Source organism: Rhodoferax sp. GT1R46, from assembly GCF_056521285.1.
The window spans coordinates 977,322-1,004,099 of the sequence record NZ_JBWMBC010000001.1 but is presented as its reverse complement, the minus strand read 5'-3'; the positions used below and the strand labels follow the sequence as shown (position 1 = coordinate 1,004,099).

Annotated in this window: 18 protein-coding genes; 6 read left to right on the top strand and 12 right to left on the bottom strand. The window is 58.9% G+C overall.

Annotation, left to right across the window (positions count from 1 at the left end; all coding sequences use genetic code 11):
• Positions 1-17 precede the first annotated feature (17 nt).
• Entirely contained in the window at positions 18-590 is a 573-nt protein-coding gene (locus AC097W_RS04700; RefSeq protein WP_479601139.1) for a DUF302 domain-containing protein, read from the bottom strand.
• 219 nt (positions 591-809) lie between these two features.
• Between AC097W_RS04700 and AC097W_RS04695 the strand changes: the two genes are divergently transcribed.
• Positions 810-1,130 carry a metal-sensitive transcriptional regulator gene (locus AC097W_RS04695; RefSeq protein WP_479601138.1) on the top strand — a complete coding sequence of 107 codons (321 nt, stop codon included), beginning with the start codon at positions 810-812 and terminating at the stop codon, positions 1,128-1,130.
• 49 nt (positions 1,131-1,179) lie between these two features.
• Here AC097W_RS04695 and AC097W_RS04690 read toward each other — a convergent pair whose 3' ends face one another.
• The 10 genes from AC097W_RS04690 to AC097W_RS04645 form a co-directional block, all read right to left on the bottom strand.
• A complete protein-coding gene (locus AC097W_RS04690; protein ID WP_479601137.1) occupies positions 1,180-1,488 on the bottom strand; it encodes a c-type cytochrome in 309 nt (102 codons plus the stop codon).
• Between the two features lie 40 nt (positions 1,489-1,528).
• Complete coding sequence (gene fba / locus AC097W_RS04685) at positions 1,529-2,566, bottom strand: class II fructose-bisphosphate aldolase (protein WP_479601136.1); 1,038 nt, start codon at positions 2,564-2,566, stop codon at positions 1,529-1,531.
• A gap of 103 nt (positions 2,567-2,669) precedes the next feature.
• The gene (locus AC097W_RS04680) at positions 2,670-3,884 is read right to left on the bottom strand and encodes a phosphoglycerate kinase (protein ID WP_479601135.1); all 1,215 of its coding nucleotides are present in this window, start codon (positions 3,882-3,884) and stop codon (positions 2,670-2,672) included.
• Complete coding sequence (gene gap / locus AC097W_RS04675) at positions 3,881-4,888, bottom strand: type I glyceraldehyde-3-phosphate dehydrogenase (protein WP_479601134.1); 1,008 nt, start codon at positions 4,886-4,888, stop codon at positions 3,881-3,883. Before gap ends, AC097W_RS04680 begins: the two co-directional genes overlap by 4 nt.
• Positions 4,889-4,946: 58 nt before the next feature.
• Entirely contained in the window at positions 4,947-5,618 is a 672-nt protein-coding gene (locus AC097W_RS04670) for an HAD-IA family hydrolase (RefSeq protein ID WP_479601133.1), read from the bottom strand.
• A 9-nt stretch (positions 5,619-5,627) separates the two neighbouring features.
• Entirely contained in the window at positions 5,628-7,709 is a 2,082-nt protein-coding gene (gene tkt, locus AC097W_RS04665) for a transketolase (protein WP_479601132.1), read from the bottom strand.
• Between the two features lie 20 nt (positions 7,710-7,729).
• On the bottom strand, positions 7,730-8,605 hold the full coding sequence (locus AC097W_RS04660; RefSeq protein ID WP_479601131.1) for a phosphoribulokinase: 876 nt from the start codon (positions 8,603-8,605) through the stop codon (positions 7,730-7,732).
• 20 nt (positions 8,606-8,625) lie between these two features.
• A complete protein-coding gene (locus AC097W_RS04655) occupies positions 8,626-9,729 on the bottom strand; it encodes a class 1 fructose-bisphosphatase (protein WP_479601130.1) in 1,104 nt (367 codons plus the stop codon).
• A 31-nt stretch (positions 9,730-9,760) separates the two neighbouring features.
• Positions 9,761-10,462 (bottom strand): ribulose-phosphate 3-epimerase, encoded by a 702-nt coding sequence (rpe, locus tag AC097W_RS04650; protein WP_479601129.1) that lies wholly within the window; start codon positions 10,460-10,462, stop codon positions 9,761-9,763.
• Between the two features lie 9 nt (positions 10,463-10,471).
• Entirely contained in the window at positions 10,472-11,221 is a 750-nt protein-coding gene (locus AC097W_RS04645; protein ID WP_479601305.1) for an HAD-IA family hydrolase, read from the bottom strand.
• 134 nt (positions 11,222-11,355) lie between these two features.
• Between AC097W_RS04645 and AC097W_RS04640 the strand changes: the two genes are divergently transcribed.
• From AC097W_RS04640 to AC097W_RS04620, 5 genes are all read left to right on the top strand, one after another.
• Complete coding sequence (locus AC097W_RS04640) at positions 11,356-12,267, top strand: LysR family transcriptional regulator (RefSeq protein ID WP_479601128.1); 912 nt, start codon at positions 11,356-11,358, stop codon at positions 12,265-12,267.
• A 170-nt stretch (positions 12,268-12,437) separates the two neighbouring features.
• Positions 12,438-13,817: a ribulose-bisphosphate carboxylase gene (locus AC097W_RS04635; protein WP_479601127.1), complete on the top strand. Its 1,380-nt coding sequence runs from the start codon at positions 12,438-12,440 to the stop codon at positions 13,815-13,817.
• Positions 13,817-14,593: an AAA family ATPase gene (locus tag AC097W_RS04630; RefSeq protein ID WP_479601126.1), complete on the top strand. Its 777-nt coding sequence runs from the start codon at positions 13,817-13,819 to the stop codon at positions 14,591-14,593. Before AC097W_RS04635 ends, AC097W_RS04630 begins: the two co-directional genes overlap by 1 nt.
• Before the next feature lie 12 nt (positions 14,594-14,605).
• The gene (locus AC097W_RS04625) at positions 14,606-16,918 is read left to right on the top strand and encodes a nitric oxide reductase activation protein NorD (protein WP_479601125.1); all 2,313 of its coding nucleotides are present in this window, start codon (positions 14,606-14,608) and stop codon (positions 16,916-16,918) included.
• Positions 16,919-17,174: 256 nt separating this feature from the next.
• Positions 17,175-20,552 carry an alkaline phosphatase family protein gene (locus AC097W_RS04620; RefSeq protein WP_479601124.1) on the top strand — a complete coding sequence of 1,126 codons (3,378 nt, stop codon included), beginning with the start codon at positions 17,175-17,177 and terminating at the stop codon, positions 20,550-20,552.
• A gap of 436 nt (positions 20,553-20,988) precedes the next feature.
• On the opposite strand, the gene AC097W_RS04615 is transcribed toward AC097W_RS04620, so the two are convergent.
• The gene (locus tag AC097W_RS04615; RefSeq protein ID WP_479601304.1) at positions 20,989-26,637 is read right to left on the bottom strand and encodes a beta strand repeat-containing protein; all 5,649 of its coding nucleotides are present in this window, start codon (positions 26,635-26,637) and stop codon (positions 20,989-20,991) included.
• Between the last annotated feature and the right edge of the window lie 141 nt (positions 26,638-26,778).

Sequence of the window (26,778 nt, the reverse complement as noted above, 5' to 3'; positions counted from 1 at the left end):
TAACGTGAACTACCAGCTTAAAACTCACCCTTGGAGGCGCGTTCCATCATTTCATACAGCGTGCTGCGCACAGCCCATGCGTGCTCTTTCAACGGCGAAGGCAACTTGCGACCCATCTTGACCATCATGTCCATGTTCAGGGTGTAGAGCCACAGGCCGTCTGCCTTTTCAACCACGGAGACACGGCAAGGCAGGTAGGCTGACATGGCCGGGCTGAAGTCCACCATCTCACGGGCGGTAGATGGGGTGCAGAACGAATACACCGTGAGCAGCTTTTGCTTCACGCCGGTACGGGCTTCCAGCTCTTTGGACAACGGCAGGATGCCCACTTCCTTCATGTTGCGCTCAGTTGCGACGCTGCGCAAAATTTGCTCGATGTCATCGCCTGTCACGCCGGCTTTGACTTTTCGCTCCCAGGTTGTTGCAACTGCAATGTCGCCATCGGCCTCTACCCAGCGGTCCCACATGCGACTGGCTTCAGCGCCCGCGCCATCTTCGAGCTTGCCAAGTGTGCCGATCGTGCCGCAGCCAGTCAAAAAGACTGCGCCCAGCAAAACCAGGGCGCGAAGAGAGGGTGACAACAAATTCATGAGTACTCCATATTTCGGGTTGAGGGAAGTCAGCGAGACCACATAAATGGTCATTTTCTGAAGCTGATGAATCATCTTGCAAATAGCAAAAGAAAGTAATTGGTAGATACCCTATACCCATCGGGGTATGGTATTTTTTTAAAATGTTACCACTGGAATTCACTTCCAGTTGACTATCTGGCACACTCAACTTGCCACTACATTTATTTGCAAAACACCATGACCAAGAAGATCACCGCAGTAGCGAAGCCAAAGTCCACGGCTTTGACGCAGGACTATCGCCAGGAGCATCAAAAAGATATGGTTAATCGCCTGCGCCGCATTGAAGGACAGGTGCGCGGAATCGTGGACATGATCGAGAAAGATCGCTCTTGTGAAGACGTGGCCACCCAGATGTCCGCCGCACGCAAAGCGATGGACAAAGCTTTCTACCGGATGATGACCTGCTCACTGATCGAAGCGGTCAACGAATCGGAAACCGATGCACAAGCCATCCAGGAGGTGGAGCGCTCTGCCCGCCTGATGGAAAAATTTGCGTAAAAAAACCCGCTAACGAGCGGGTTCCCGGACTTGACAACCAACGGATCGCTTACTTGGCGCCCGCCATGATCCAGTCAGCCAGCGTTTTGGTATCGGCATCACTCAAAGCCGCCTGAGCGGGCATGGGAATAGGCCCCCACTTGCCAGCGCCACCGGCTTTGATATTCTTGATCAGGGTCGCTTCGGCATCTTTCTGCCCGGCATACTTCTTGGCAACCTCGAGATAGGCAGGCCCAACGATCTTCTTGTCCACACCGTGGCAAGCCATACAGTTGTTCTTTTTGGCCAGATCCAGGCTGGCAAAAGCCGGCGCAGACACCAGCACCGCAGTGCCCACCAAAATTTTTACGAATTTCATTTTGTCTCCTCATTAATAATTAAAACCAACCGCCCAATGCTCATTTGTAGCGAGTGGCCATGACATCCAGGCTCACCGGCTTGATGCGACTGGCCATGCCGGCACAGCCAAACGCCTCGAAGCGCGCCTTGACGATGCCACGCGCCGCATTTTTGGCCGCTACCAGCGCCTTGCGGGGGTCAAACTCGCTGGGCTGCTGGGCAAAGACCTGGCGCATGGCACCGGTCATGGCCAGGCGGATGTCGGTGTCGATATTGATCTTGCGCACACCGCTCTTGATGCCCCGCTGGATTTCTTCCACCGGCACGCCATAGGTCTCCTTGATGTCGCCACCAAACTGGCGAATGATGGCAAGCCACTCCTGTGGCACGCTGCTCGATCCATGCATCACCAGATGGGTATTGGGGATCTGGGCGTGAATAGCCACGATGCGGTCCATGGCCAGAATATCGCCCGTGGGCTTGCGGGTGAACTTGTAGGCGCCGTGGCTGGTGCCAATGGCGATGGCCAGCGCGTCCACACCGGTCTCTTCCACAAAGTCTTTGGCCTGCACGGGGTCGGTCAGCATCATGTCGTGGGTGAGTTTTCCTTCGGCACCCACGCCGTCTTCTTCACCCGCTTCGCCGGTTTCCAGACTGCCCAGGCAACCCAGTTCGCCTTCCACCGACACGCCCACGGCGTGCGCCATTTCGCCCACACGACGTGTCACATCGACGTTGTATTCGTAGCTGGCCGGCGTCTTGCCATCGCCCATCAACGAGCCATCCATCATCACACTGGTAAAGCCCGAGCGAATGGACTGAATGCACACCGCCGGCGTGGTGCCGTGGTCCTGGTGCACCACCACGGGAACGTCCGGATGGCTCTCTACCGCCGCCATCATCATGTGGCGCAAGTAGGCTTCACCCGCGTATTTGCGGGCGCCTGCCGAGGCTTGCAAAATCACCGGGCTGTCGGTGGCCTGGGCGGCTTCCATAATGGCCTGGATCTGCTCCAGGTTATTGACATTGAAAGCGGGCACGCCGTAGCCGTGTTCGGCAGCGTGGTCCAGCATTTGGCGAAGGGAAACAAAAGCCATGAAAATCTCCAGAAGTTATAAACAAAATAGGCTTGTAGCCCTCGCAGAATCTGCGCAGGCAGCTACAGAATCGATAGCAAAAGAATAACGAAGTGATGTCGCGTCACAGGCCGCTCGCCTCCGCGCGCTTCTGCAAAATCTCGAAGGCCGGCAGCGTCTTACCCTCCAGCACCTCCAGAAAGGCACCGCCCCCGGTGGAGATGTAGCCCACCTGGTCTGCAATGCCGTATTTGGCGATGGCAGCCAGCGTGTCCCCGCCCCCGGCGATGCTGAAGCCGCTGGATTGGGCAATCGCTTTGGCAATCGTTTTAGTGCCGTTCTCGAACGCCGCAAATTCGAACACACCCACCGGGCCGTTCCAGACGATGGTGCCGGCGTGCTTGAGTTGTTCGGCCAGGCGCGCGGCGGTCTCGGGGCCGATGTCCAGAATCAGGTCATCGTCTTCTACGTCGGCGGCGCGCTTGATCGTGGCAACGGCGTCGGAGCTGAAGGTTTTGGCGGTCACTACATCGGTCGGGATTGGCACCTCGGCACCTCGGGCTTTCATGGCCGCAATGACGGCTTTGGCCTGGTCCAGCAAATCGGGCTCAGCCAGGCTTTTGCCAATGTTTAACCCCGCTGCCAGCATGAAGGTGTTGGCAATGCCGCCACCCACGATCAACTGGTCCACATTGCGGGCCAGGCTTTGCAAAATGGTGAGCTTGGAGCTGACCTTGGAGCCGCCCACAATGGCCACCAGCGGCCGCTTGGGGTTGGCCAGCGCGGTGTGGATGGCATCAATCTCCGCCGACAAGAGTGGCCCGGCGCAGGCAATCGGCGCATATTGGGCGATGCCGTAGGTCGTGCCTTCGGCCCGGTGGGCGGTACCAAAGGCGTCGTGCACAAATATGTCGCACAGGGCGGCGAGCTTGCGGGCCAGGGTCTCGCTGTTCTTCTTTTCGCCTACGTTGACGCGGCAGTTTTCCAACATGACGATTTGGCCTGGAGCCACGGTGACTCCATCGACCCAATCGGCAATCACCGGCACCTCACGGCCCAGCAACTCACCCAGACGTTTGGCCACGGGTGCCAGCGAATCTTCCGGTTTGAACGCACCCTCGGTAGGACGGCCCAGGTGGCTGGTGACCATCACTGCTGCACCGGCGTCCAGCGCCATCTGGATGCAGGGCACGGATGCGCGGATGCGCGTGTCCTCGGTGATGCACCCTTCCCCGCCGGCGCTGAAATCCAGCGGCACGTTCAGATCTGCGCGAATGAATACGCGCTTGTTCAAGGCGAACCCGCTTTTCACCACATCGGCAAAGCGCAAGACTTTCATTTGGAGCCTCCAGCCACCACGCGCACCATCTCCAGGCACTTGTTCGAGTAACCCCACTCGTTGTCGTACCAGCTGATCAGCTTCACAAACGTGCCGTCCAGTGCAATCGATGCATCGGCATCAAAGATGGAGGTACGGGTGTCACCGCGGAAGTCGGTGGCGACCACTTTGTCTTCGGTGTAACCCAGCACGCCCTTCATGGCGCCTTCGGACTGCGCCTTGATCTCGGCGCAAATTTCAGCCAGGGTGGCCGAGGTGTTCAGCTCCACGGTCAGGTCAACCACCGACACGTCGCTGGTGGGCACGCGGAAAGACATGCCGGTGAGCTTTTTGTTCAGTTCGGGAATGACCACGCCCACGGCCTTGGCCGCGCCCGTGCTGGAGGGGATGATGTTTTCCAGAATGCCGCGGCCGCCGCGCCAGTCTTTGTTGGACGGGCCGTCCACCGTCTTCTGCGTAGCAGTAGCGGCGTGCACGGTGGTCATCAGGCCGCGCTTGATACCAAACTTGTCGTTGATGACCTTGGCCAAGGGTGCCAGGCAGTTGGTGGTGCAGCTGGCGTTGCTGATGATGGCTTCGCCTTTGTAGGTGGCATGGTTCACCCCATAGACAAACATGGGAGTGTCGTCTTTGGAGGGGGCCGAGAAGATGACCTTCTTGGCGCCCGCAGTCAAATGCTTTTCACCACCCGCCTTGTCAAGGAAGATGCCGGTGGCCTCAATCACGATGTCGGCACCGACTTCGTTCCATTTCAGGTTGGCAGGGTCACGCTCTTGCGTCAAACGGATTTTCTTGCCATTGACGATGAGGGTGTTGCCATCGACCGAGACCTCGCCCTTGAAGCGGCCGTGCACGCTGTCGTATTGCAGCATGTAGGCCAGGTAATGGGGCTCCAGCAGGTCGTTGATGGCCACGACTTCGATGTCGCTGAAGTTTTGCAGGGCGGAGCGCAAGACGTTGCGTCCGATGCGGCCGAAGCCGTTGATGCCGATTTTGATAGTCATGGTAATTTCTTTAGATAAAAATGGCCTGTAGCCCCCGTCGCTATTGCGCAGGCAGCTATTAATTCAATAGCGCAGAGCAATCGGCAATGACCCGGTCTGGCCCGCACGCTTCAATGGGCTGGCCCATGTTGTAGCCGTAGGGCAGCGCCCACACCGCGACGCCCGCATTGCGTGCAGTGGCCACGTCAATCGACGAGTCACCCACAAACAGCGCGCGACTTGCCGTCACACCAAACTGCGCCATGCAGCTGTGGATGCCTGCCGGGTTGGGTTTTTTGGTGGGCAAGGTATCGCCACTGATGACGCAGTCCAGCAGGGGCATTAACTGGTGGGCATCCAGCACGGTTGCCGTGTAGCGGCCCTCCTTATTGGTGACCACTGCCGTTCTGACGCCCCGCTCGCGCAGCGCCACCAGTGTTTCACGCACCTGCGGGTACAGGTGGCTGCGCGTGCCACAACGGCTTTGGTAGTGCTTGTCAAACTCGGCCGCAATCGCGGCAAGGCTGTCGCTTGCACGCACAGAGGCCACGTCTGCTTTACCGGTAAAGGCCAAGGCCTGAATCAGCAGCTCGCGGGTGCCGTGACCGATCCAGTCATTCACCTGCTGCTGCGTGACCTCGGGCAGGTCAAAGTGGCGCAGGGTGTCGTTCACCGCATCCATGATTTCAGGCGCTGTCTCGATCAACGTGCCGTCCAGGTCAAACATGACCAAATCAAAAGTCGCTTGCATGCACACCCCTCAGTTGATTGAGCGAACAATGTGGTCGGACAAAGGCACCTCGCGCCGATGCGCCGCGCGGTGCGCCAGGGTGCGCGCCGCGTCCACCACGCGCTGCGCGGTGATGCCAAAGTAGGCATACAAGTCTTTGGCGGGGGCCGATTCGCCAAACGTGGGCATACCCACCACCACACCGGTGCGGCCCACGTATTTGCGCCAGAAGTCGGGGTGCGCAGCCTCAATGGCCACCGCGGGCAAGCTCAGCGGCAACACCGATTCCTGATACGCCTCACTCTGGCGATCAAAAACATTGGTGCAGGGCATGGACACCACGCGAGTAGCAACCCCCTCAGCGGCCAATGTGGCCTGTGCCTGCATAGCCAGTTCCAGCTCGGAACCGGTGGACACGATCACCGCTTGCGCGCCTTCCATATCGGACAGCACATAGCCACCGCGACGAATGGCGTCCACCATGCTCACCTCGGTAAGGCGTGGCAGATTCTGGCGCGACAGGCACAGCGCACTGGGGCCGTCATGGCGCTCCACCGCGCTGGCCCAGGCCACAGCCGTTTCCAGTCCATCAGCCGGGCGCCAGACGTCCAGACCGGGGATGATGCGCAAGGACGGAATATGCTCCACGCTCTGGTGTGTGGGGCCGTCTTCTCCCAGGCCAATGCTGTCGTGGGTAAACACATGAATGACGCGAATCTTCATGAGTGCCGCCATGCGAATGGCATTGCGGCTGTAGTCGCTGAAGGTGAGGAAGGTGCCGCCGTAAGGGATGTAGCCGCCGTGCAGCGCCATGCCGTTCATCATCGCAGCCATGCCGAATTCACGCACGCCGTAGCTCAGGTGGTTGCCCCATTTGTCGCGGCCGGCCTTGACGCAGCCCTTGAAGTTGGTCAGGTTGGAGCCTGTCAAATCCGCACTGCCACCAAAAAATTCGGGTAGCAGGGGGGCCAGCACATCGAGTGCGTTCTGGCTGGATTTACGGGTGGCAAACGCTGTGGGCTGCGCGGCAATGGCGGCCAGCAGTTCGGGCAGCTTGTCGGCAAATGCGGGCAGCAGCTCGCCCGCCATCCGGCGCTCAAACTCGGCCGCCTCCAGCGGGTACAGGGCGCGATAGGCTTCAAACCGCGTACGCCAGGCCCGCTCAGCGGCCTGACCGCGCTCCACCGCGTTCCAGGCGTTGGCAATATCTGCCGGAATCTCGAACGGCGCAGCCGTCCAGCCCAGGGCCTCGCGGGTCGCCGCTACTTCAGCCGCGCCAAGGGCTGCACCATGCACGTCGTGCGTGCCCGCCTTGTTGGGCGAGCCCATGCCGATCACGGTTTTGCAGCAGATCAGGGTCGGCTTGCCGTCGGGCAAAACGGCCTGCGCTTTGGCGGCCTTTATGGCCGCATCAATGGCGGCGGGGTTGTGGCCATCGACATTGGCAATTACGTTCCAGCCATAGGCCTCAAAGCGCTTGGGCGTGTCGTCGGTAAACCAGCCTTCGACATGGCCGTCGATGGAGATGCCGTTGTCGTCATACAGCCCAATCAGCTTGGACAGACGCAGTGTGCCGGCCAGCGAGCAGGCTTCGTGGCTGATGCCTTCCATCAGACAACCGTCACCCATGAAGGAGTAGGTGAAATGGTTGACGATGGCGTGTTCCACCCCACCCTCTTCACGGTTGAACTCGCTGGCCAGCAGCTTCTCGGCCAGCGCCATGCCCACGGCATTGGTAATGCCCTGCCCCAGTGGGCCGGTGGTGGTTTCCACGCCGGGTGTCACACCCACTTCCGGGTGGCCGGCGGTTATGCTGTGCAGCTGACGGAAGTTATTTAACTCCGACATCGGCAAGTCATAGCCGGTGAGATGCAAGAGCGCATAAATCAGCATGGAGCCGTGGCCGTTGCTCAGCACAAAACGGTCGCGATCCGGCCAATGCGGATTGGTCGGGTTGTGCTGCAGATGGCGGCTCCACAGCACTTCGGCAATATCGGCCATGCCCATGGGTGCGCCAGGGTGCCCCGACTTGGCTTTTTCAACCGCATCCACGGCGAGCATGCGGATGGCGTTGGCCATCTGGCGGGCAAATTCAGGTGTAGGAGTAGTCATGGTGTTTGTCCTGCTCAGTCTCAGGAAGCCTTCTTTTTGCGTTCCATCATTCGCCACACGAAGGGGGTGAAGATGAGCTGCATTGCCAGTTCCATCTTGCCGCCGGGCACCACGATGGTGTTGGCACGGCTCATGAAGCTGGAATCAATCATGTTGAGCAGATATTGAAAATCAATGCCCTTGGGCTTGGCAAAGCGAATCACCACCATGCTCTCGTCAGGCGACGGAATGTCGCGGGAGATAAAGGGGTTGGAGGTATCCACCATCGGCACGCGCTGGAAGTTGACGTGCGTGTGCATGAACTGCGGGCAGATGTAGTTCACATAGTCGGGCATGCGGCGCAGGATGGTGTCGGTCACCGCCTCGGTGCTGTAGCCGCGTTTGCTCTTGTCGCGCCAGAGTTTTTGAATCCACTCCAGGTTGATGACGGGCACCACGCCCACCAGCAAGTCCGGGTGCTGGGCGATGTTGACTTCGGGTGTGACCACCGCGCCGTGCAGGCCTTCGTAAAACAGTAAATCGGTATCGGCAGGTACGTCTTCCCAGGGCGTAAAGGTGCCGGGGTCCTGCTTGTAGGGCGCTGCTTCTTCCGTGTCGTGCAGGTATTTGCGGCGCTTGCCAGTGCCGGTTTTGGCGTAATCACGAAACAGCGCTTCGATCTCGGGGAACATATTGTTCTCAGGGCCAAAGTGGCTGAAGTTCTTGTTGCCGGCCTTCTCGGCTTCGTCAAGCTTGACCTTCATGGTCTTGCGGTCGTGGCGGTGAAAACTGTCGCCTTCGATGATGGCGGCGTTCACGCCTTCGCGGCGAAAGATGTTCTCGAACGTGCGGGTCACCGAAGTGGTGCCTGCACCGCTGGAACCGGTGATGGCAATGATGGGATGGCGTTCAGACATGGGTTCGTCCTCAATAGTTATTAGTTTCTAAACAGGCTGCGTTCGGCGAACAAGGGGTTGTCCAGTTTTGCTTCCACTGGCTCGGTGTGGTAGCGCTCAATGCGCTCCACCTCATTCTTGGAACCAAATACAAAGCCGATGCGCTGGTGCAACGACGTGGGTTGCACATTCATCATGGGCATCTCGCCGGTGGATGCGCGGCCACCCGCCTGCTCCATGATCATGCCGACCGGGTTGGCCTCGTACAGCAGGCGCAGGCGGCCGGGTTTGGACGCATCCTTGGTATCGCGCGGGTACAAAAACACACCACCGCGCATCAGAATGCGGTGTGCCTCGGCCACCATGGAGGCAATCCAGCGCATGTTGAAATCCTTGCCACGCGCGCCGGTTTTACCTGCCAGGCATTCGTCCACATAGCGCTTGATGGGGGCTTCCCAAAAACGCGCATTGGACGCATTGATGGCAAATTCTTGTGTATCCGCCGGAATCTGCATCTTGGGATGCGTCAGCATGAACTCGCCCAAATTGGGGTCCAGCGTGAAGCCATTGACGCCATCGCCCACGGTCAGCACCAGCATGGTGGTGGGGCCGTACAGGGCATAGCCCGCCGCCATCTGTTTGGTACCGGGCTGGAAAAAGTCGGCCTCCACCACATCACGGCCCGAATCAATCACCTCTTGCGGCGCCCGCAAAATGCTGAAGATGCTGCCCACCGACACGTTCACGTCAATATTACTGGAACCATCCAGCGGGTCGAACACGATCAGGTAGTTGCCACGCGGAAACTGCGCTGGAATCTGGTAGGGCAAGTCCATCTCTTCCGAGGCCATGCCTGCGAGATTGCCGGCCCATTCGGTACGCTGAATGAACACATCGTTGGATAGCACATCCAGCTTTTTCTGTGTCTCGCCCTGCACATTGACCGATCCACCGGCGTCCGCCGCATGGTTTCCCATGACGCCTGCCAGCTCACCGAAAGCCACCGCCTTGGCGATACCCTTGCAGGCCAGCGCCACATCCAGAATCAGGGCGTTGAAGTCACCACTGGCACCCGGGAAGCGACGGCGCTCCTCGATCAGGAACTGGGTGAGCGTGGAACGGTTGGAACGAAGCGTCAATGACATGGGGAAAATCTCCGGGTAATTCGAATAGGGTTCAGGCTGGGTGGGCTGCGCGGCGCAGCGCCTGCATGACATTGCGGTAGCCGCCATCGGCATCCGGGACGTTGAATATGGCGCTACCGGCCACAAAGGTGTCAGCACCAGCAGCGCAAATTTCGCCGATATTGTCGGTCTTCACGCCACCGTCCACTTCCAGCAGGATCGGCTGGCCACCCGCAGCGGTGTGGGCATCAATACGGCGACGGGCTTCACGCAGCTTCTTCAGCGTGGCGGGGATGAATGTCTGGCCACCAAAACCGGGGTTCACGCTCATCAGTAGCACGATGTCCAGGCGATCCATGACATGCACCATCCAGCTCAGCGGCGTGGCGGGGTTGATGGCAATGCCGGCTTTGCATCCGTGGTCGCGAATCAGCTGCAGCGTGCGATCCACGTGGCGCGTGGCCTCGGGGTGAAAGGTGATGAGATTGGCACCGGCCTTGGCAAACAGCGGAATGAGCGCATCCACCGGCTCCACCATCAAATGCACATCGATGCCTATCTTGACGTGCGGGCGAATCGCCTCGCACACCAGCGGGCCGATGGTGAGGTTGGGCACGTAGTGGTTGTCCATCACATCAAAGTGCACAAAGTCGGCACCGGCGGCCTCGATGGCCCGAACCTCTTCGCCCAGACGCGAAAAGTCGGCCGACAGGATGGAGGGGGCAATGCGGATAGGCGAGTGGGAAGTAGTCATGAAAGTCTCTCAGACAACACGTGAAACAGGGGAACCAGGACGACGGGCCGAAGCCTCGCCATGCCAAGCACGCAAATGGGCCATGGTGACACCCAGCAGATCGGGCAGGATGCGCAGGGCACCGGTGAAATAGTGGTCAGCGGTGAAACCATTGGGTGTGATGATGGTCGGCAGGCCCGCCTTGAGCGCTGCTTTCAGTCCGTTGGCGGAATCTTCAAAAGCAAGGCATTCGGCTGCCGGCAGTTGCAGGCGTTTGAGGGTTTGCAGATAGACCTGGGGATGCGGCTTTTTGATGGGTGCAGTGGATGCATCCTCGATCACCATGAAGTAGTGCGACCAGTCCGGGCCAATGGCGGCGCGCAATAGCGCCGAGATATTGACCGGCGATGTGGTGGTGGCAATGGCCAGACGCAGGCCATCCTGGTACGCCGACTCAATCAGACGCAGCACGCCGGGGCGCAATTGCACGGAGCCGTCCTGCACAGCGTGCTCGTAGGCGGCAGTCTTCAGGGCATGCATGCGGTCCACCGTATCTTGCACACCCGAGCCATTGACCTGGGTGATGTCGGGCTGAACCTGCTTCCAGTAATGCAGGATGCGCTCTTTGCCGCCCGAAATCTCCAGCAGCTTTTTGTAAGTGGCCTCGTCCCAGACCCAATCGCGCCCCACCTCGGCAAACGCGTGGTTAAACGCGGCGCGGTGGGCGCTTTCGGTGTCGGCAAGCGTTCCGTCGACATCAAAAATCAGGGCGCTGAGCATGGAGGACATCCTTTAAAGGGTTCAAATGAGTGACAAATATAGGTCACCGCGGATTTACTTTATCCGGCAATACACATAAACTCCAATCATGTTTATTGTAATTTTCATCAGAAATATCTGATGAATATATCGCCATGCGCAACTACACCCTCAAACAAATCCATACCTTCATCGAGGTCGCGCGGGAACGGTCGGTATCCAAGGCCGCAGAGCGCCTGTTCGTCACCCAGCCGGCCGTCTCCATGCAACTGCGGCAACTCGAAGATGCGTTTGGAATTGCGCTGGTGGAATCCGCCGGGCGCAACATCCAGTTGACACAGGCGGGGGAAGATTTCCTGACCCACGCCATAGCTGCCATGGGCCAGCTCAAGGACCTGGAAGCTGTCATGGCCGAGCATGTGGGCATGAAAAAAGGCCACATTAACCTGGCAGTGGTGAGCACCGCCAAGTACTTTGTGCCCATGCTGCTGGTGCAGTTTGGCAAGCTCTACCCCGGTGTGGATATCACCCTGCGCATCGATAACCGTGAAAACATTCTGGGCATGATGGCCCGCAATGAGGCCGACCTGGTGGTCATGGGGCGCGCGCCCAACACCCTGGATTGCGAGGCCACCCCATTTGCAACCAATCCGCTGTCGATTGTGTCAGCCCCCGATCACCCACTCTCGCGGCGCAAACACCTGCCATTCAGTGCACTCGGGGAATACGGCTTTGTGGTGCGCGAACAGGGCTCCGGCACCCGGGCGGCCATGCAGCGCCTGTTTGCGCAAAACGAGGTGGAACTCAAGGTGGTCATGGAAATGCCCAGCAACGAAACCATCAAGCAGGCGGTGATGGCCGGTATGGGGCTCAGTTTTCTGTCCATGCGCACGGTTCGCCATGAGTTGGCCAGCGGCCATATTGCGCTGGTAGATGTGGTGGGCATGCCCATGGTGGGCAACTGGTACATCACCCACCTGCGCCAGAAGCGACTGGCCCCGGCAGCCAAGGCTTTCAAGGCTTTTTTGATTGAGCAAGGCGGGCCGCTGATTGATTCCTGGGCTTGAACGCCTCATTCCCCGTGGTTTTTCCAAATAAGTTTTACCTTATGTAAAAATTATTAAAATTTACTTTTTCTTATGAACATATTTTTTTATAGTCTGCACCACCACCGCTGATGGCTTGCCGATTTCGTGCAGTCCAGAGGTGCCCTTATTCAAACCACTGGAGACTTCGCATGGACCAAAGCAACCGTTACGCAGACCTGAGCCTCAAGGAACAAGACCTGATCAAGAATGGCAAACACGTTCTTGTCGCCTACAAAATGAAGCCCAAGGCCGGGCACGGTTACCTGGAAGCCGCAGCCCACTTTGCGGCCGAGTCGTCTACCGGCACCAACGTCGAGGTGTCCACCACCGACGATTTCACCAAGGGCCTGGACGCACTGGTGTACTACATCGACGAAGCCACGGAAGACATGCGCATCGCGTATCCGATGGACCTGTTCGACCGCAACATGACCGACGGCCGCATGATGATGGTGTCTATCCTGACGCTGATCATTGGCAACAACCAGGGCATGGGCGATATCGAGCACGGCAAGATTCACGACATTTACTTCCCCGAGCGCGCCATTCAGTTGTTTGATGGCCCTTCCAAAGACATCACCGACCTGTGGCGCATTCTCGGTCGCCCGATGAAGGACGGTGGCTACATTGCCGGCACCATCATCAAGCCCAAGCTGGGCCTGCGCCCAGAGCCGTTTGCAGCGGCGGCCTACCAATTCTGGCTGGGTGGCGACTTCATCAAAAACGACGAACCCCAAGGCAACCAGGTGTTCTGCCCGGCCAAAAAGGTGTACCCGCTGGTGTATGACGCGATGAAGCGCGCCATGGACGAAACCGGTGAGGCCAAAATTTTCTCCGCCAACATCACCGCCGACGACCACTATGAAATGCTGGCCCGCGCCGACTTCATCCTGGAAGCCTTTGGCCCGGATGCCGACAAGGTCGCCTTCCTGGTGGATGGCTTTGTAGGAGGCCCCGGCATGATCACCACGGCCCGCCGCCAGTACCCCAACCAGTACCTGCACTACCACCGCGCTGGCCACGGCATGATCACTTCGCCATCGGCCAAGCGGGGTTACACCGCCTTTGTGCTTGCCAAGATTTCCCGCCTGCAAGGAGCCTCAGGCATCCACGTCGGCACCATGGGCTACGGCAAGATGGAAGGCGAAAACTCGGACAAAAACATCGCCTACATGATTGAACGTGACGAAGCACAAGGCCCGGTCTACTTCCAGAAGTGGTACGGCATGAAGCCCACCACTCCGATCATCTCGGGCGGCATGAATGCGCTGCGCCTGCCAGGCTTCTTCGAGAATCTGGGCCACGGCAACGTTATCAACACATCCGGGGGCGGCGCCTATGGCCACATCGACAGCCCCGCTGCCGGTGCCATATCGCTGCGCCAATCGTACGAATGCTGGAAGGCCGGCGCCGACCCGATTGAGTACGCGAAAGAGCACAAGGAGTTTGCCCGCGCGTTTGACTCCTTCCCCGGCGACGCCGACAAGCTGTTCCCCGGCTGGCGCGAAAAAATTGGTGCACACCGGTGATGGCTGCGCCCTTTTACCAGCCGCAAGGCAATGAAGTGGCGCTGTTCGAGGCAGCCTATGCGGCCCGTTTGCCCGTGATGGTGAAAGGGCCCACGGGCTGTGGCAAGTCACGCTTCATCGAACACATGGCGCACCGGCTGGGAAGGCCGCTCATTACGGTGGCCTGTAACGAAGACATGACCGCCTCTGACCTAGTGGGGCGCTATTTGCTGGATGCGGGTGGTACGCGGTGGCAAGACGGGCCACTGACGGTGGCCGCCCGCACCGGCGCCATTTGCTATCTGGACGAAATCGTCGAAGCACGGCAAGACACCACGGTGGTGATTCACCCCCTCACTGACCACCGCCGCCAGCTTCCGCTGGACAAAAAGGGCGAGACAGTGCACGCGCACCCCGACTTTCAGCTGGTCATCTCCTACAACCCGGGTTATCAGAGCCTGCTCAAAGACCTCAAGCCTTCCACCAAGCAGCGCTTTGCGGCGTTTGAGTTTGACTACCCCAGCGCCGAGCTGGAAGCACAAATCGTCAGCACCGAGACCGGGCTGGATACCTCGCGTGCGGAGCAGTTGGTACGCATTGCCCATGCCGCCCGCCAGCTCAAGGGCCATGGCCTGACCGAGGGCATCTCGACCCGGCTGCTGGTGTATGCCGCGCTGCTGATCCGCCAAGGCGTCGCGCCCGCAGACGCCTGCCGCATGGCGCTGGTACGCCCGATCACCGACGACGCCGACATCCGCCAGACGCTGGACCACACCATCGACGCTGTGTTCGTCTGAGGGCACATCAACATGCTGCCCTCGCCCGAGCAACTGGACGCCTGGCGCAGCCAGCTGGATTGCAGCTTTCCCGCTGTGCAGGCCGTATTTGCCGACTGCATGCTGGAGGCTGCCCGCGTGCTCAGCCCTACAGGATTGGACGCATACCTCAACTGCGCCCGGTCACTGGGCAAAATGGGCCGCGGCCCCGAGCCGGTACTGGCGCTCTTGCAAGAGTGGCCACAAGTGGCCACCACGGTGGGTGAAGACACGCTGGCCGATGTGGATGCATTGCTGTTTGCCATGCAAAAGTCGCCCAACAGCGCAGCCATGGCCCCCCTGCTGAACACGCTGGCTGCGGTGGCGCGGCGCCTGCAGGGCCCGGACCCGCTACGCCACTATTTGCGCGTGGTGCGCGAGGTCATGACCCGCACCAGCGTGTCCATTCACGGGCATCACACCACCTTTGCCAGCCCCGGATTGAGCGTGCTGCTGGAGCACGCACCCCGGCTGCTGGGCGTACTGTCTGTGGCGGGCTTATCCAGATGGGCCGACTACGGCGCGCGCCACTACCAGCACCACCCCGACAACCAGCGCGCCTACTTTGCCTGCGCCCTGCCCGACAGCCGCGCCGTGTTGCAACGCGAACGCCACGGCACGCTCCTGGCCGATGTAGAAAACCAGCTGAGCCTGACCCTGCGCGCGCTATGGAACACCAGCGTCCCCCTGCAAGCCTACGCCACCGGATTGCAGGATGAAATCGGCTTGAATGGCAGGTCCATGCCCTGGAGCACCCACCGCCCTGGCGACACGACGGTGGAAGGCACAGGCGCCATCTGCCTGCCCGATGTCTACGACGATTTTTCTGAAGCGTCCACAGGCACGCCAGCCATCAGCGGCCTGGACTGCTACCGCGTGGCGCTGGCACACATCGCTGCGCACCGCCGCTGGAGCGCGTCGATGGTGGCCGACAACCTGAGCCCCCTGCAGCGCATGACCACCGAATGCCTGGAAGACGCCCGCATCGACCACCTGTTGCTGCGCCACTACCCTGGCCTGCGTCCAATCTTGCTGACGCTGCACCCGCGCCCCATCGAAGGTGCTTGCGACCCGGCAGTGGCCAGTTGCCTGCGCCACCGGCTGGCCCTGCTCTCACGCGCCCTGCTCGACCCTAACCACGACTACGTTGATCCCGACCTGAACAACTGCGTGGCCGCCTTCCATGCCCTGCTGAACGGCAACGAATCCAGCACCCAAGCCATGCAAACCCTGGCTTTGCAACACGGCGCCCGCACCCGCCGCCAAAGCGACCAGCAGGCGCGTGTGTTTTTTGAAGACACAGTTATCAGCTACCGGGACGACAACCGCCATCTGTGGACCTTTATCGAGGCCGGTGACGAAGAAGACAGCTTCACCCAGGCACGCCCGCCCAAGGCCCAAGAGCTCACCGGCCTGCCACCGCGCCATTACCCGGAGTGGGATGCGGCTAGCCAAAGCTACCGCCCGGATTGGGTCAGCGTCTATGAAGCCCTGCACCCCAGTGGGGACGCCCACCGCATCGACGCCCTGCTGGCCCAGCATGCCGGTCTGGCGCGCCAGCTGGAAAAGCTGCTGGACCTGCTCAAACCCCAAAACCGCGTGCGCATCCGCTTCCAGGAAGAAGGCAGCGAGCTCGATCTGGACGTGGCCATCCGCTCACTCATCGACTGGCGCGCTGGCGCCCAGCCCGACCCGCGCATCCTGATGAGCCACCGCCCTGACAGCCGCAGCATTGCGGTGATGGTGCTGCTGGATTTGTCGCAATCCCTGAATGATGTGGTGCCAGGCACCACCCAAACCCGCCTCGCCCTGAGTACGGAAGCGGTAGCCGTGCTGGCCTGGGCCATTGACCGCCTGGGCGACCCGTTTGCGCTGGCAGGCTTTCACTCCAACACCCGGCACGACGTGCGCTACCAGCACATCAAGGGCTTTGGCGAAGCCTGGGGTGAGGCACCCAAAGCCCGACTTGCGACCCTACAAGGCCAGTACTCCACCCGCATGGGCGCGGCCCTGCGCCATGCGGCCCACTACCTGGGCGCGCAAACGGCCGACAAAAAACTACTGCTGGTGCTGACCGACGGCAGGCCGTCAGACGTGGATGTGAGCGACGACCAGGCGCTGGTGCAAGACACACGCCAGGCCGTGCAAGAGATAGCGCAGCAAGGCATACACAGCCACTGCATCAGCCTGGATCCGCAGGCCGACGCCTACGTGCACGACATTTTCGGCCAGCACGCCACCGTGGTGGACCGCATCGAACAGTTACCGGAGCGGCTGACGCGGCTGTTTGTCAGCTTGACGCGGTGAAGCGGTTCCGTGATTCGCTGACCTGGATATTCTGAAAAAAATAAGGCTGTAGCTCCCGAACGGGCTGTGTAAGGCATCTACCAGTCAATTGTCTCGAAAATGCGCGAGTGTTGCGTTGATTCTCGATTTGCAGGAAAATTTTCAATTGACCAAGCATTTCCCTTTCGCTGCTACAGCCATTTGCGCGGCAAGCGCACCCCCAGAAGCACAAGCAGCCAAACATGGGTCAAAGGTAAGTCCATCCAAAGGAGAGACCATGCCATTCACTCTGCAGCACACTCTGGTGTCCGAACCTCTGTATCCCGAGACGATCGCCAGTGGATCGAGTGTTTCGTTTCGAGTCTCCGCGCAGGGGCGTTTTCACGTTCTCTATCCAGGCAAGTTGCAACCAAACATCAACGCGACGGTGCGCCACAGCATGCGCATCGATACGCCGGACACTCAGCCACCGCCACTTCCCGGTGGAATCGATTCTCCTGGCCATCCAACATTTCCCCATCAACCAGGGCCTCCGCAGCCGCTCCACAACGGCGTCCAAGTCATGGTCGAGGCCATCCCGCTCGACGTTCGACTCTATGAACCAAACGGACAACTCTTCACGCGCGGCGAAGTCACGCTTGCCGACCTCAAAAAGTACCGCGATCTGCGCGGGTCGCCCCTTGGCGATTGGTCCTACTCCATTTCGGGGCAGAGTCGCACGTACACACCGGGCGGGGCGTTCAACGAATCGGTCACCGACCCGCGGGGTGTAATCGACCTCAGCGTCCTCGAAACCGTTCCCTCGACAAGCGCTGCACCGCTGGTCCCACGAACCCAACTCGTGCTTCCCGTGCAGAGATTCACGTTCGATCTCAACCGCGTGGGCCATTTCGTCGCGACAGTCGTCAACTCCGGCATCTTTGGCCTCGCGTTCAATGGCCGCCTCAAAATGCGACTCCTTGACCCCGACGGCCTTCAGGTCGCCGCATCGACGTCGCGAACCATGCGCTGCCCGATTGCTTTGTCCCAACTGGGTAAATCGCGCGACGCCGCCGGGCATCCGCGACTCTGGACACTGGAGGTCTCGCATGATCAATTGCCAACCCCGTTGGGCGCCCCCAGCGTGACTGCGACGGTGCTCGGTGAAGGCCGCATCGGTACAGCGGTGCTGCAGGCTCGCATCCAGAAGGTGCTCGGTCCGCACCTCTTTCCGTTCATCAAGCTCGTGGGCGAGAATCGCGCCGGAGGCGCAGCGGCCGTTTTAACGATCACCGACGTGGTAGCCGCTGAGACCATCGATATGCACGGCTTGCTTGACTCGCGCCTTCGCGCCGAAGGCCAGTCGGTAGACATTCAGGCCAATGTGCCCATGGTGCTCTACCACGTCGATCCGCTTGATTACGGCTTGTCGCTCGACGTGAGCAATGCGAGGCTGACGTCGATCGACGCCACGCTTGCACCCGGCCAGGGACTTGGAGCCACAACGCCTGCTTTCCGGCTCGTCCTGACGATGGCCGGTGGCGTGAACCTGAAATGGAGGGGGCTCACCGTCGCGGATGCACGGCTGAGCAACGGATCGCTGGCGATTGAAGTCGGGGTGCGCATTGACCCCGATGGCACCCCGCGGATCGTGCAGTGGGTGCCCGGCGCGGCCTTTGACATTGATTTCAGCGCGGCCACCATCACGGCGATGCTCCTCGTGCTGAGTCCCCTTTTGGGCGGAATCACCGCCGGGGTGATTCACCACTATGTCGAAGAATTCGTGAACACCCGTTTCACGAAGGCTATCGCAAAGCTCTTCGATGATCCCTCCATGGGACCACGCATCATGATGACGCTGTTTGGAACCCACCTGACGTACTTGCCTCCGCGATTTGAAGGCAATGACATCCTGTTTGAACACATCGCTCCCCTTGAACCCGACCTTCAGCCGCGTGCCGACTACCGCGGCGCCATCGGACGAACGGTTGTGCACGAGGCCCTAGGTCACCCCACGTTCCTACCCAGAATGATGGGCGATACCTGGGCTGCCACCAATCTCAAGAAGATCGATCACATCGTGGTCGTGATGATGGAAAACAGATCGTACGATCACGTCCTTGGGTATCGTGCGCAGGCGCCGACGAACGATGGGAAAGATGGTCTTACGAACGAGCTCATGGCAGCGGTCACTGCTTCGCTCACCACTCCAATTTTCCAACCCACGGTCGCCTTGGCCGAAAGCAATCAAGTGGGCATCGTCCACCCGCTTCGCAAATCGGGATTTGCGCTGAACGCCGTGAATCTGCGCACGCGGCTGCCGAAAAGTGTTGGTCACGAACTCGACGACGTGAAACAGCAGCTCTCCGGACAAATCGATGGCCCCGGCGGTCGACGCATCAACGATCCGAATGGCTTCGTGAATAGCTTTCGCGACAAAAATCTGGGTGGGAACGTCAATGGCGTCGACGGCGTCGTTCCGTTCGACGTGCTCGGTTACTACGAGAGCAACCCGACCGTGGTCGATCCCAACACGAAAAAACCCGTCAACGATCTTCCGATCTACGCATTTTTGGCGCAGCGTTTTACCTATTCCGACAGGTACTTCAGCTCACATCCTGGGCCAACGCTTCCAAACCGCATGTTTTCGCTCACCGGCGACGTGCAATACGATCGCCTGGGGACGCCCATCCTGGACAACAACCACGGCGACAACTTTCTGCTGTCGCGCGCGCCAACCATCTACGACATCCTCTCGCGCAACGGGATAAGCTGGCGTGTTTACGAATCCAACCCATCGGTCACCATGCTCCGCATGTTCGCGCGGTACGCTACCGACAACGTGAACATTCGGCCGTTTATCGAACTGGCTCGCGATGCGGCCGCAGGAACCCTTCCGGCCCTCACGGTCGTAGAGCCCGCGATGCATCATCATCCCGAGGATGACGATCACCCTGACGCCGACATGTACCGCGGACAGATATTCATCCGAAAGGTCTACCAGGCGCTGCGCTCGAACCAAGCGGCATGGCAGAAGACGCTTTTGCTCATTACATACGATGAACACGGCGGATTCTATGACCATGTCGTCCCTCCAATCGCCGACGTTCTGAGCCCGCCACGCCCTGATCTGGCTGAAGGGGGTGTCGCAGTCGCCGTCGCGGGAACGCTTCAACCCACGGTCGCTACCGGAGGGGCCAGTGCAGCGGTGGGCCACGGTCACTTTTCGCCCCAAGCGCTTGACGTGCTTCTTGGTGCGCACGAGGGATTTCCTGCGGCGACGCCGACCGATCGAACCATTGAAATCCCCTACGGCGTGCGGGTACCGACGTTTGTGATTTCACCCTGGGTGACTCCGGGTCCCGCTCCCGCGATCACGCTCGATCATTGCTCGATTCTTAAAACGATTCTTGCGCGCTTCTGCGGCGACAAGAAGCCGTTTCTAAGCGATCGAGTCCGCGCTTCACAATCCTTCGAAGCGTTCCTCTCGGCACCGACTCCGAGGATGGACGTTGGGATGCCCCCGACTTTGCGTGCCCTTCCCATCAACGCCCGAAGCAGGGTATCGGGGTCGAGCGCGATCACCACGGCACCCCTGTTCCGCAAGCGACTTCGCGAAGAGCAGGTCGACTTCCACGAAGTCTCGGGGCGACTCGCCCGCATGCTCGGTCGCTAGCTGACCATGCGGCCCACTACCTGGACCTGGGCGCGCAAACGGCTGACAAAAAACGGCCACTGACTTGACTCTGTGAAGGGACTTGGTGATCCTTTACCCGGAACTTTTTTGAATCCAATCAGGCTGTAGCCCCGGAATGGATTGCGTAATACGCTATCTAAATAGGAGCAAACAGACAGTGCACACCAGCATGTACCGAATCCGCTCGTGCACATGATCGAGCAAGCGGGCAGACTGTAGTGGAGGCGCACTGGGTGGTTCTGTCGTGGCAGACATCGATGCGCTGTTCAAATCAAGCCGTAGTGCCCAGTGGAAAACCGTGTGAGCGCAGCGGTTGGCCAGGCCCTGAACGGGCCTGGTTATTCGCTATTATTTTAGCTGTACCCAACCATCCAACGGGCCGACAGCGGGGTGTGGCAGCCGCCACCTGACGCGCTCAAGGCGTTTGTAAAGCGGGGTTAAGTTCAGCTTTCGGCTGGCGCAGCAAGGCATCCAGATTAGCACCTGGCGGAATGAGGATGCCAGCTTTGGTCAAAATTTCGCGTTTGACGCTGTCCGGAATCGCTGCCTGTGAACCATACTGTGCCAACGGTGCTGCCAGATCTGCAGTTACTTGCACCGCAGCCTTCACCACAGGCTGGGTTAAAACATTGGCGACCTGTGGCAATTTGCTGACATTGGCTGCAGCACCCTCACGAATATCCACACCTATCGTCGTTCGATTTGAACTGTCGGACTTCAATGCGGCAGCGATCGGAAAACTTGAAGTATTCTTTTTCTGCTTGGCTGCATCTTTAGCGGAGACGACCGCCGTGACCGCTTTTTTGCCATAGGTCTTCACTGTCTCTAGCACTGAGGGCTTCGCAACCGGTGTGGGTGCTTCCGTAACCGCATTACTGCGCGGGCGCGTCGGCGAATTGTCCGCAGGTGCAGCTTCTCCTTTTTTGCGATCCTTACCCACCTGGACCATTGCATAAACTTTGAGTCCAGACGAGCTACTTTCGTTGACCGCATCCGTTTTGACCACACCACCCGCAGCATCCAGCTTGGCACTCCCGCCTGCATCTGCCTGCGTACCCTGCATCGTCGTCAGCCCACCGGAGCGAATATTCAGGTCACCCCCCACTGCGACGCTGGATCCGGTCTGGGTGGTGGAATCCGATTTCGCCAAAACCACACCAACTGTTGCTCCTGCATGACGAGATTTAGCATCCTGGCTGGCTGATACACCGGCAGAAATCGACTTGCTGTCCGTTGAAACGGTGCTGGTCGCCGCCAGCATCTTGACGTCACCCACTGCTGAGATTGACGCGTCTTTCCCAGCGCCAATGTCTGTGCCCTCAAATGTCACATCTTTGCCAGCACGTATGGTCAGGTTATTTCCCGCACCGACACTTCCGATGACTGCGTCAGAACTATTGGCGCGTGAACTTTCGTCTGTCACCCCCACCGATGCGCCTTTGCTGCCGCCCTTGCTGGCGCTCACGCCAACGGTCAAACTTTTGTTGGATGATGATGAGTCGCTCGTGTCTTTGGCAGCTTTCATGGTGACGCTGCCGCCGGCTGCAATGCTGGCGTCCTTAGCCGCATTGAGCGTGGTGCCTTCGAAACTGGCATCCCGCGCGGCCTTAATGGTCAGATTGCCACCAGAGAGAATGGAACCAGTAACCGCCTGACTGGCGGAGCTTTGATCCTGATTGGTGGCATATGTTCCGGACAGTGAACCACCTGGTTTGCCGGAAGCACCGACATCGCCTCTGGCCGCAACCGTGACGGTATTGCCATTGTTGCTGCTACTTTGGGTATTCGCTGCGGCTTTGACAACCAAATCCTGCGCAACGATGGTGGTGTCGCCCTTACTGATCAGGTTGGTGCCCTGCAGTGTCGTTGCACCACTCGAGGTGCTGTTGATGCTGCCGCCCGCGGTGACGTTACCGACCACAGCCGTGGTGGAGCCGCTGCGCGATGTGTTGTTGTTACGCGTGTATTCGCCATCAACGCCGATGGTCGGACCGCTGGCCAAGCCGATCAGCCCTCTTGGATCACCACCCTTCAGATCCTTGATCGCTTTGACGGGTTCGAAATTGACGCTGACACCGATCGTGCCGGTATTGGTTACCTCAGTCGTCACATGGCTAGTCGTGTCGGTTGAGGCGAGCATATTGATTGTTTTAGCACTCTGGTTAAAGTCTCCCACCGCCGCGATCTGTGTGCCCTGGTCGTTGATGGCGTTACTCGCCGTGCGTGTCACGCTGGCGCCAGAATTGAAATTGCTAACCGTTCCTGTATTGCCGGTGTCTGTGGTGTTCGTCTGGGTGTTTTTGACCGTAGCCACCGTCACTCCGCCGCCGCCGCCCGAATACACGTTATCGGCAACTGCCTTGCGTGCAATGGCTGACGGATCAGCTGACAGGGACGCATTCATTCCAGTAGTGTTGCTCTCTGACGTGTAGCTGCTGGTATTTCGTGCAGCAACCATGTTGATGTCAGTAGCCGCGACGTTGATAGCGCCGCCCGCATTGACTTGTGCGCCTTCAAAGGTGGCAGTGTTTTTCGCTGTGACGTTGGTCTTGCCGCCCGAGGAGAAGGTCGACACCCGCGCGGTGCTGTTCGACTCTTCGGAGTGCGTGGTGGTAGTCGTCATGTTGACCCCAACCGACACCCCTTGCGCCCCGTAGGCTTGTGCAGCCAGTTTGGCGACATCGGCGGCTGAAGGCTTGTCACCCTTGACCATATCGATACCCTTGGTAACCGCACTGATATCCACCCCAACGGACAAGCCCACCACCGTGGTCTTGGTGTCTATGGTTTGATCAAACGTATTTTGTCCCGCGAGAACCTGGACATCCTTGGCAGTGACATCCAAGTCACGCGTCGCGGCAATGTCCGAGCCCTGCACGGTGAGCGTTTTACCCGCCTTAAGGCCCATGTCGCGACCCGCGGTGATGGACGAGCCGACACTGGTGCCTGTCGTGGTTTTCACGGTCTCCGTTTTGGTCGTGGTGTTCACACTGACGCTGCTGCCACTGGCGCCCACGCCGGTACTGGTTGACTTGTTGGTGGTGGTCACCTGATTCACATCCTGACGGTCAATCACGTTCAGGTTGTTGGCCGCATCCACCGTCACATCACCGCCAGCGGCAATCTTGCTGCCTGCCACGGTCACGTCGTTGCCACTGCGAAGGCTGACGTTGCCTCCAGCATCAAGACTGGAACCGATTTGCTTGCTGTTCACCTCGTTTTTGGACCAGCTGCTGCTGCTAAACGTGCTGCTACTAGAGCCCGCGGTGGTGACCGCGGTCTTGTCCTGAATCGTATCGAACACCACGTCATTGCCCGCGCTGATGCTGGCGTCGCCGCCCGCCTTGACAGCAGCACCGATGACCTTGACATCTTTGGCCGCATTGAGATTCAACTTGCCCGTGGCGGCAATCGTTGCAGTAGCGCCAATCACGGTTTGACCCGTGATGTCATTTCCAAAAAATTCTGCTGTAGTCTGATTGACGATGCTGCCATCGGTTGATTTCAGGCTGACATCGCCGCCCAGAATCTTGCCGCTGGTATTGGTAATGTCGCCGCGCGTGGTAATGGCCAGCGCATTGGTGGCCTGAATAGTACCGCCGGTATTGCTCAGGGTTTGTGCATTGATTGACACGTCGCGCGCGGCAATGACGCTGCCGCTGAGCACCGCGTTCCGTGTTGCCGCCGACAGGTAGACGACCGGCGCCAGCACGGTTTGCCCGTTCACCACGGTACTGACCATCCACACCATGTCCCGGCTGACCCGACTGGCCTGATCTGCCGTCAATGCGGTACCAAAGGTCAGGCCCAAATCGACATTCTGACTGGCCGCATGGTCCATCAACCCCTTCATCTGGTCTGCTTCTGTGGCGTAACCGTTCAAAACGAAGTTGTTGGTCTGCGAGATCAGCTGGTTGCGCACCAGTTGGGTTTCGTAATTGGCATCACCCAGTCTCTTTTGAATCGCGCTGGGGTCAAACCCCAATATTGCCGCCAGATAATTTGAACCTGTACCGCTGTTGGCGCCGTAGAGTGGATTGGATTCGACCAGGTAAGCAGAGTCCGGATTTTTTGACACGACATACAGACCATTCGGGCTGGTCGGCAAGATCAAGCTCAATCCCGGAAAGACAACGCCCTGACTGCTGACTGCAACCGACGAAGCGCCGCTCGGTGTTGGTGCATTGCCAGTGGGTGTCGGCGCCGGAGTTACCTTCGGACTAATGCTGGAACTCAGATTAACGCCAGAACCCACATAGGAAAAAGTACCGCTGGCATAAATACCCGCGCTGGTTGCGGGCTGGCCGGGCTTGGCTATGAAGCTGCTCAACTGGGCATAACCCGTTTCCATTAACGCTAATTCAACGGGGTTATCAGGATTCCCTGAACCGTCTCGCTGGGTTGGAAAATAAACACCAGGCTCCTCCGCACCGCTGTTATTTAGCCCTGCGTTGTATTGGGCGGCATCAATGGGGATGTAGTCGTATTGGCTATGCCCCGAACGAATCCACAGCAGGCGATGGTAGGTTAATCGCTTTAAGCCAATGTCATTATTTTCAAGATTCGATGATCCTGATCCTCCAACAATATGGATATCTTTTCCGGAAACCACCGACATAATGTTTTTTGCCGTGGTGGTGTAGTTAATGTCAATATTTCCGGTTGAGAGCAGTTGGGCCGGACCTCTTAACGCAAACGCATACGACTGATCGGAAGTAAAGGTATATTGGTATAAGCGGCTATGTGCGCAATCGTGGTACGAACCTGCTACGCCTGCGCAATTGAAATTGCCGCTGTCACCCACTTGAGAAATTTGGTTTGTGTACACCAGAGGGCCGTCTATCACGCTGGGCAAAATATCTCCAGCCTGATTGACAAAACTGCCTGTCGTGATGCTTAAATTACCTGCACTTTTGATGTAGTTGGCATTGAAAAAGCTACCGCTATTGCCGGCATTAAAGGTGATATTGCCGCTAGTACCCGCTAGCGACGTTATAGCTTCAATATTGCCCGTTTCGGTGTTGCGAATGGCATGTCCGCTTGCCGCCAGCGTCATGTTTCTGTTTGTAAATATCCAGCCGCTGTTGCTGATATCACTGGTAGAGGTAATGTTTAAATCGCCAGTATTCGAGGATATACCGCTGGTTGCAGAAGCGTTGACGTTGCCAGATTGAATCGTCAGTGCGCGATCAGCATGCAAAACGCCATCGTTTGTCAACTGCCCGGAGAGGTCCAACAGGACATCGTCACCACCATTTATCGTACTGAGTATGCGGGAGTTGCTGCCCGTATTATTCAGGGTGTTTCCGATAATAGATACGCTTTTCCCGATAATGTCTTTGGTGTTTGTCAAGTCGACTCTGTGCGATGAATCACCAAGTGCTAACGCCTGGGCACTTTGCAGCGTGCCGGAGTTGTTGAGCGCATTGGCCGAAAGGCTTGCCGAGCCCGCAGCGTCAATCGTGCCAGTGTTGCTTAGCAAGCCCGCCACCTGGATGCGCATAGCACTCGCGCTTCCTTGTGTTGGGGTAACGGTCTGAATGAGTCCGGTGTTGGTTAACGCATTGCCGGCATCCAGCGTGAGTTGGCCTGCCGATTCCAAGGCCCCTAAATTGTTGATGGAATCACTGGCGGTAATACTGAGGCCCGTGTCGCCTTGAATGACGCCGCCGCTTAGGTTCGTCAAATCTCGCGTCTTTGCACTCAGATGTCCCTCGGCTATCAACGTGCCGCTGTTAACAATAGCGTCGCTGATCACCCCGTTTTTGTCAGTGATGTCCAGCGTTTGGGCGGCATGCAATTTCCCGCTGTTGGTCACCGTGCCGTTCATGCGTGCGCTCACGTTGCCGGTTCGGGAAGACATCGTGCCAGCGTTCGCAAGGCCGTTACCGGCAGACAAGCGGAGGTCTCCGGCAGCGCTTTCGATACCCTGTGCGGCACCGGATTGGGTGCTGATCTGGCCCGCGTTGGCAGTGAGCGTCAGGTTGCCTGCCGATTGCAGTGTGGCGGTAGCCAGCCTGAGATCATTGGCAGCCTCAAGAGACAAGGTTGACCCGGCAAACATCGTGGCACCGTTGGCGCCAATGGCAAGGCTATCAAAGGCGCCCGACAGTGCACCCGTTGCACCCCAGACGCTGCCATCCACGCTGGCTGAGCCGGTGGTATTGAGTGTGGTGTCTGTTGCTGCGAACCGGGTATTGCCTGC

Bases quoted from the DNA above. Each gene is read 5' to 3' on its own strand.
- AC097W_RS04645 (WP_479601305.1), bottom strand. From the start codon at position 11,221: ATGCTCAGCGCCCTGATTTTTGATGTCGACGGAACGCTTGCCGACACC.
- tkt (WP_479601132.1), bottom strand. From the start codon at position 7,709: ATGACTACTCCTACACCTGAATTTGCCCGCCAGATGGCCAACGCCATC.
- AC097W_RS04620 (WP_479601124.1), top strand. From the start codon at position 17,175: ATGCCATTCACTCTGCAGCACACTCTGGTGTCCGAACCTCTGTATCCC.
- rpe (WP_479601129.1), bottom strand. From the start codon at position 10,462: ATGACTACTTCCCACTCGCCTATCCGCATTGCCCCCTCCATCCTGTCG.
- AC097W_RS04670 (WP_479601133.1), bottom strand. From the start codon at position 5,618: ATGCAAGCGACTTTTGATTTGGTCATGTTTGACCTGGACGGCACGTTG.
- fba (WP_479601136.1), bottom strand. From the start codon at position 2,566: ATGGCTTTTGTTTCCCTTCGCCAAATGCTGGACCACGCTGCCGAACAC.
- AC097W_RS04700 (WP_479601139.1), bottom strand. From the start codon at position 590: ATGAATTTGTTGTCACCCTCTCTTCGCGCCCTGGTTTTGCTGGGCGCA.
- AC097W_RS04615 (WP_479601304.1), bottom strand. From the start codon at position 26,637: ATGTTTGCCGGGTCAACCTTGTCTCTTGAGGCTGCCAATGATCTCAGG.
- AC097W_RS04660 (WP_479601131.1), bottom strand. From the start codon at position 8,605: ATGTCTGAACGCCATCCCATCATTGCCATCACCGGTTCCAGCGGTGCA.
- AC097W_RS04690 (WP_479601137.1), bottom strand. From the start codon at position 1,488: ATGAAATTCGTAAAAATTTTGGTGGGCACTGCGGTGCTGGTGTCTGCG.
- AC097W_RS04640 (WP_479601128.1), top strand. From the start codon at position 11,356: ATGCGCAACTACACCCTCAAACAAATCCATACCTTCATCGAGGTCGCG.
- AC097W_RS04695 (WP_479601138.1), top strand. From the start codon at position 810: ATGACCAAGAAGATCACCGCAGTAGCGAAGCCAAAGTCCACGGCTTTG.
- AC097W_RS04630 (WP_479601126.1), top strand. From the start codon at position 13,817: ATGGCTGCGCCCTTTTACCAGCCGCAAGGCAATGAAGTGGCGCTGTTC.
- gap (WP_479601134.1), bottom strand. From the start codon at position 4,888: ATGACTATCAAAATCGGCATCAACGGCTTCGGCCGCATCGGACGCAAC.
- AC097W_RS04680 (WP_479601135.1), bottom strand. From the start codon at position 3,884: ATGAAAGTCTTGCGCTTTGCCGATGTGGTGAAAAGCGGGTTCGCCTTG.
- AC097W_RS04635 (WP_479601127.1), top strand. From the start codon at position 12,438: ATGGACCAAAGCAACCGTTACGCAGACCTGAGCCTCAAGGAACAAGAC.
- AC097W_RS04625 (WP_479601125.1), top strand. From the start codon at position 14,606: ATGCTGCCCTCGCCCGAGCAACTGGACGCCTGGCGCAGCCAGCTGGAT.
- AC097W_RS04655 (WP_479601130.1), bottom strand. From the start codon at position 9,729: ATGTCATTGACGCTTCGTTCCAACCGTTCCACGCTCACCCAGTTCCTG.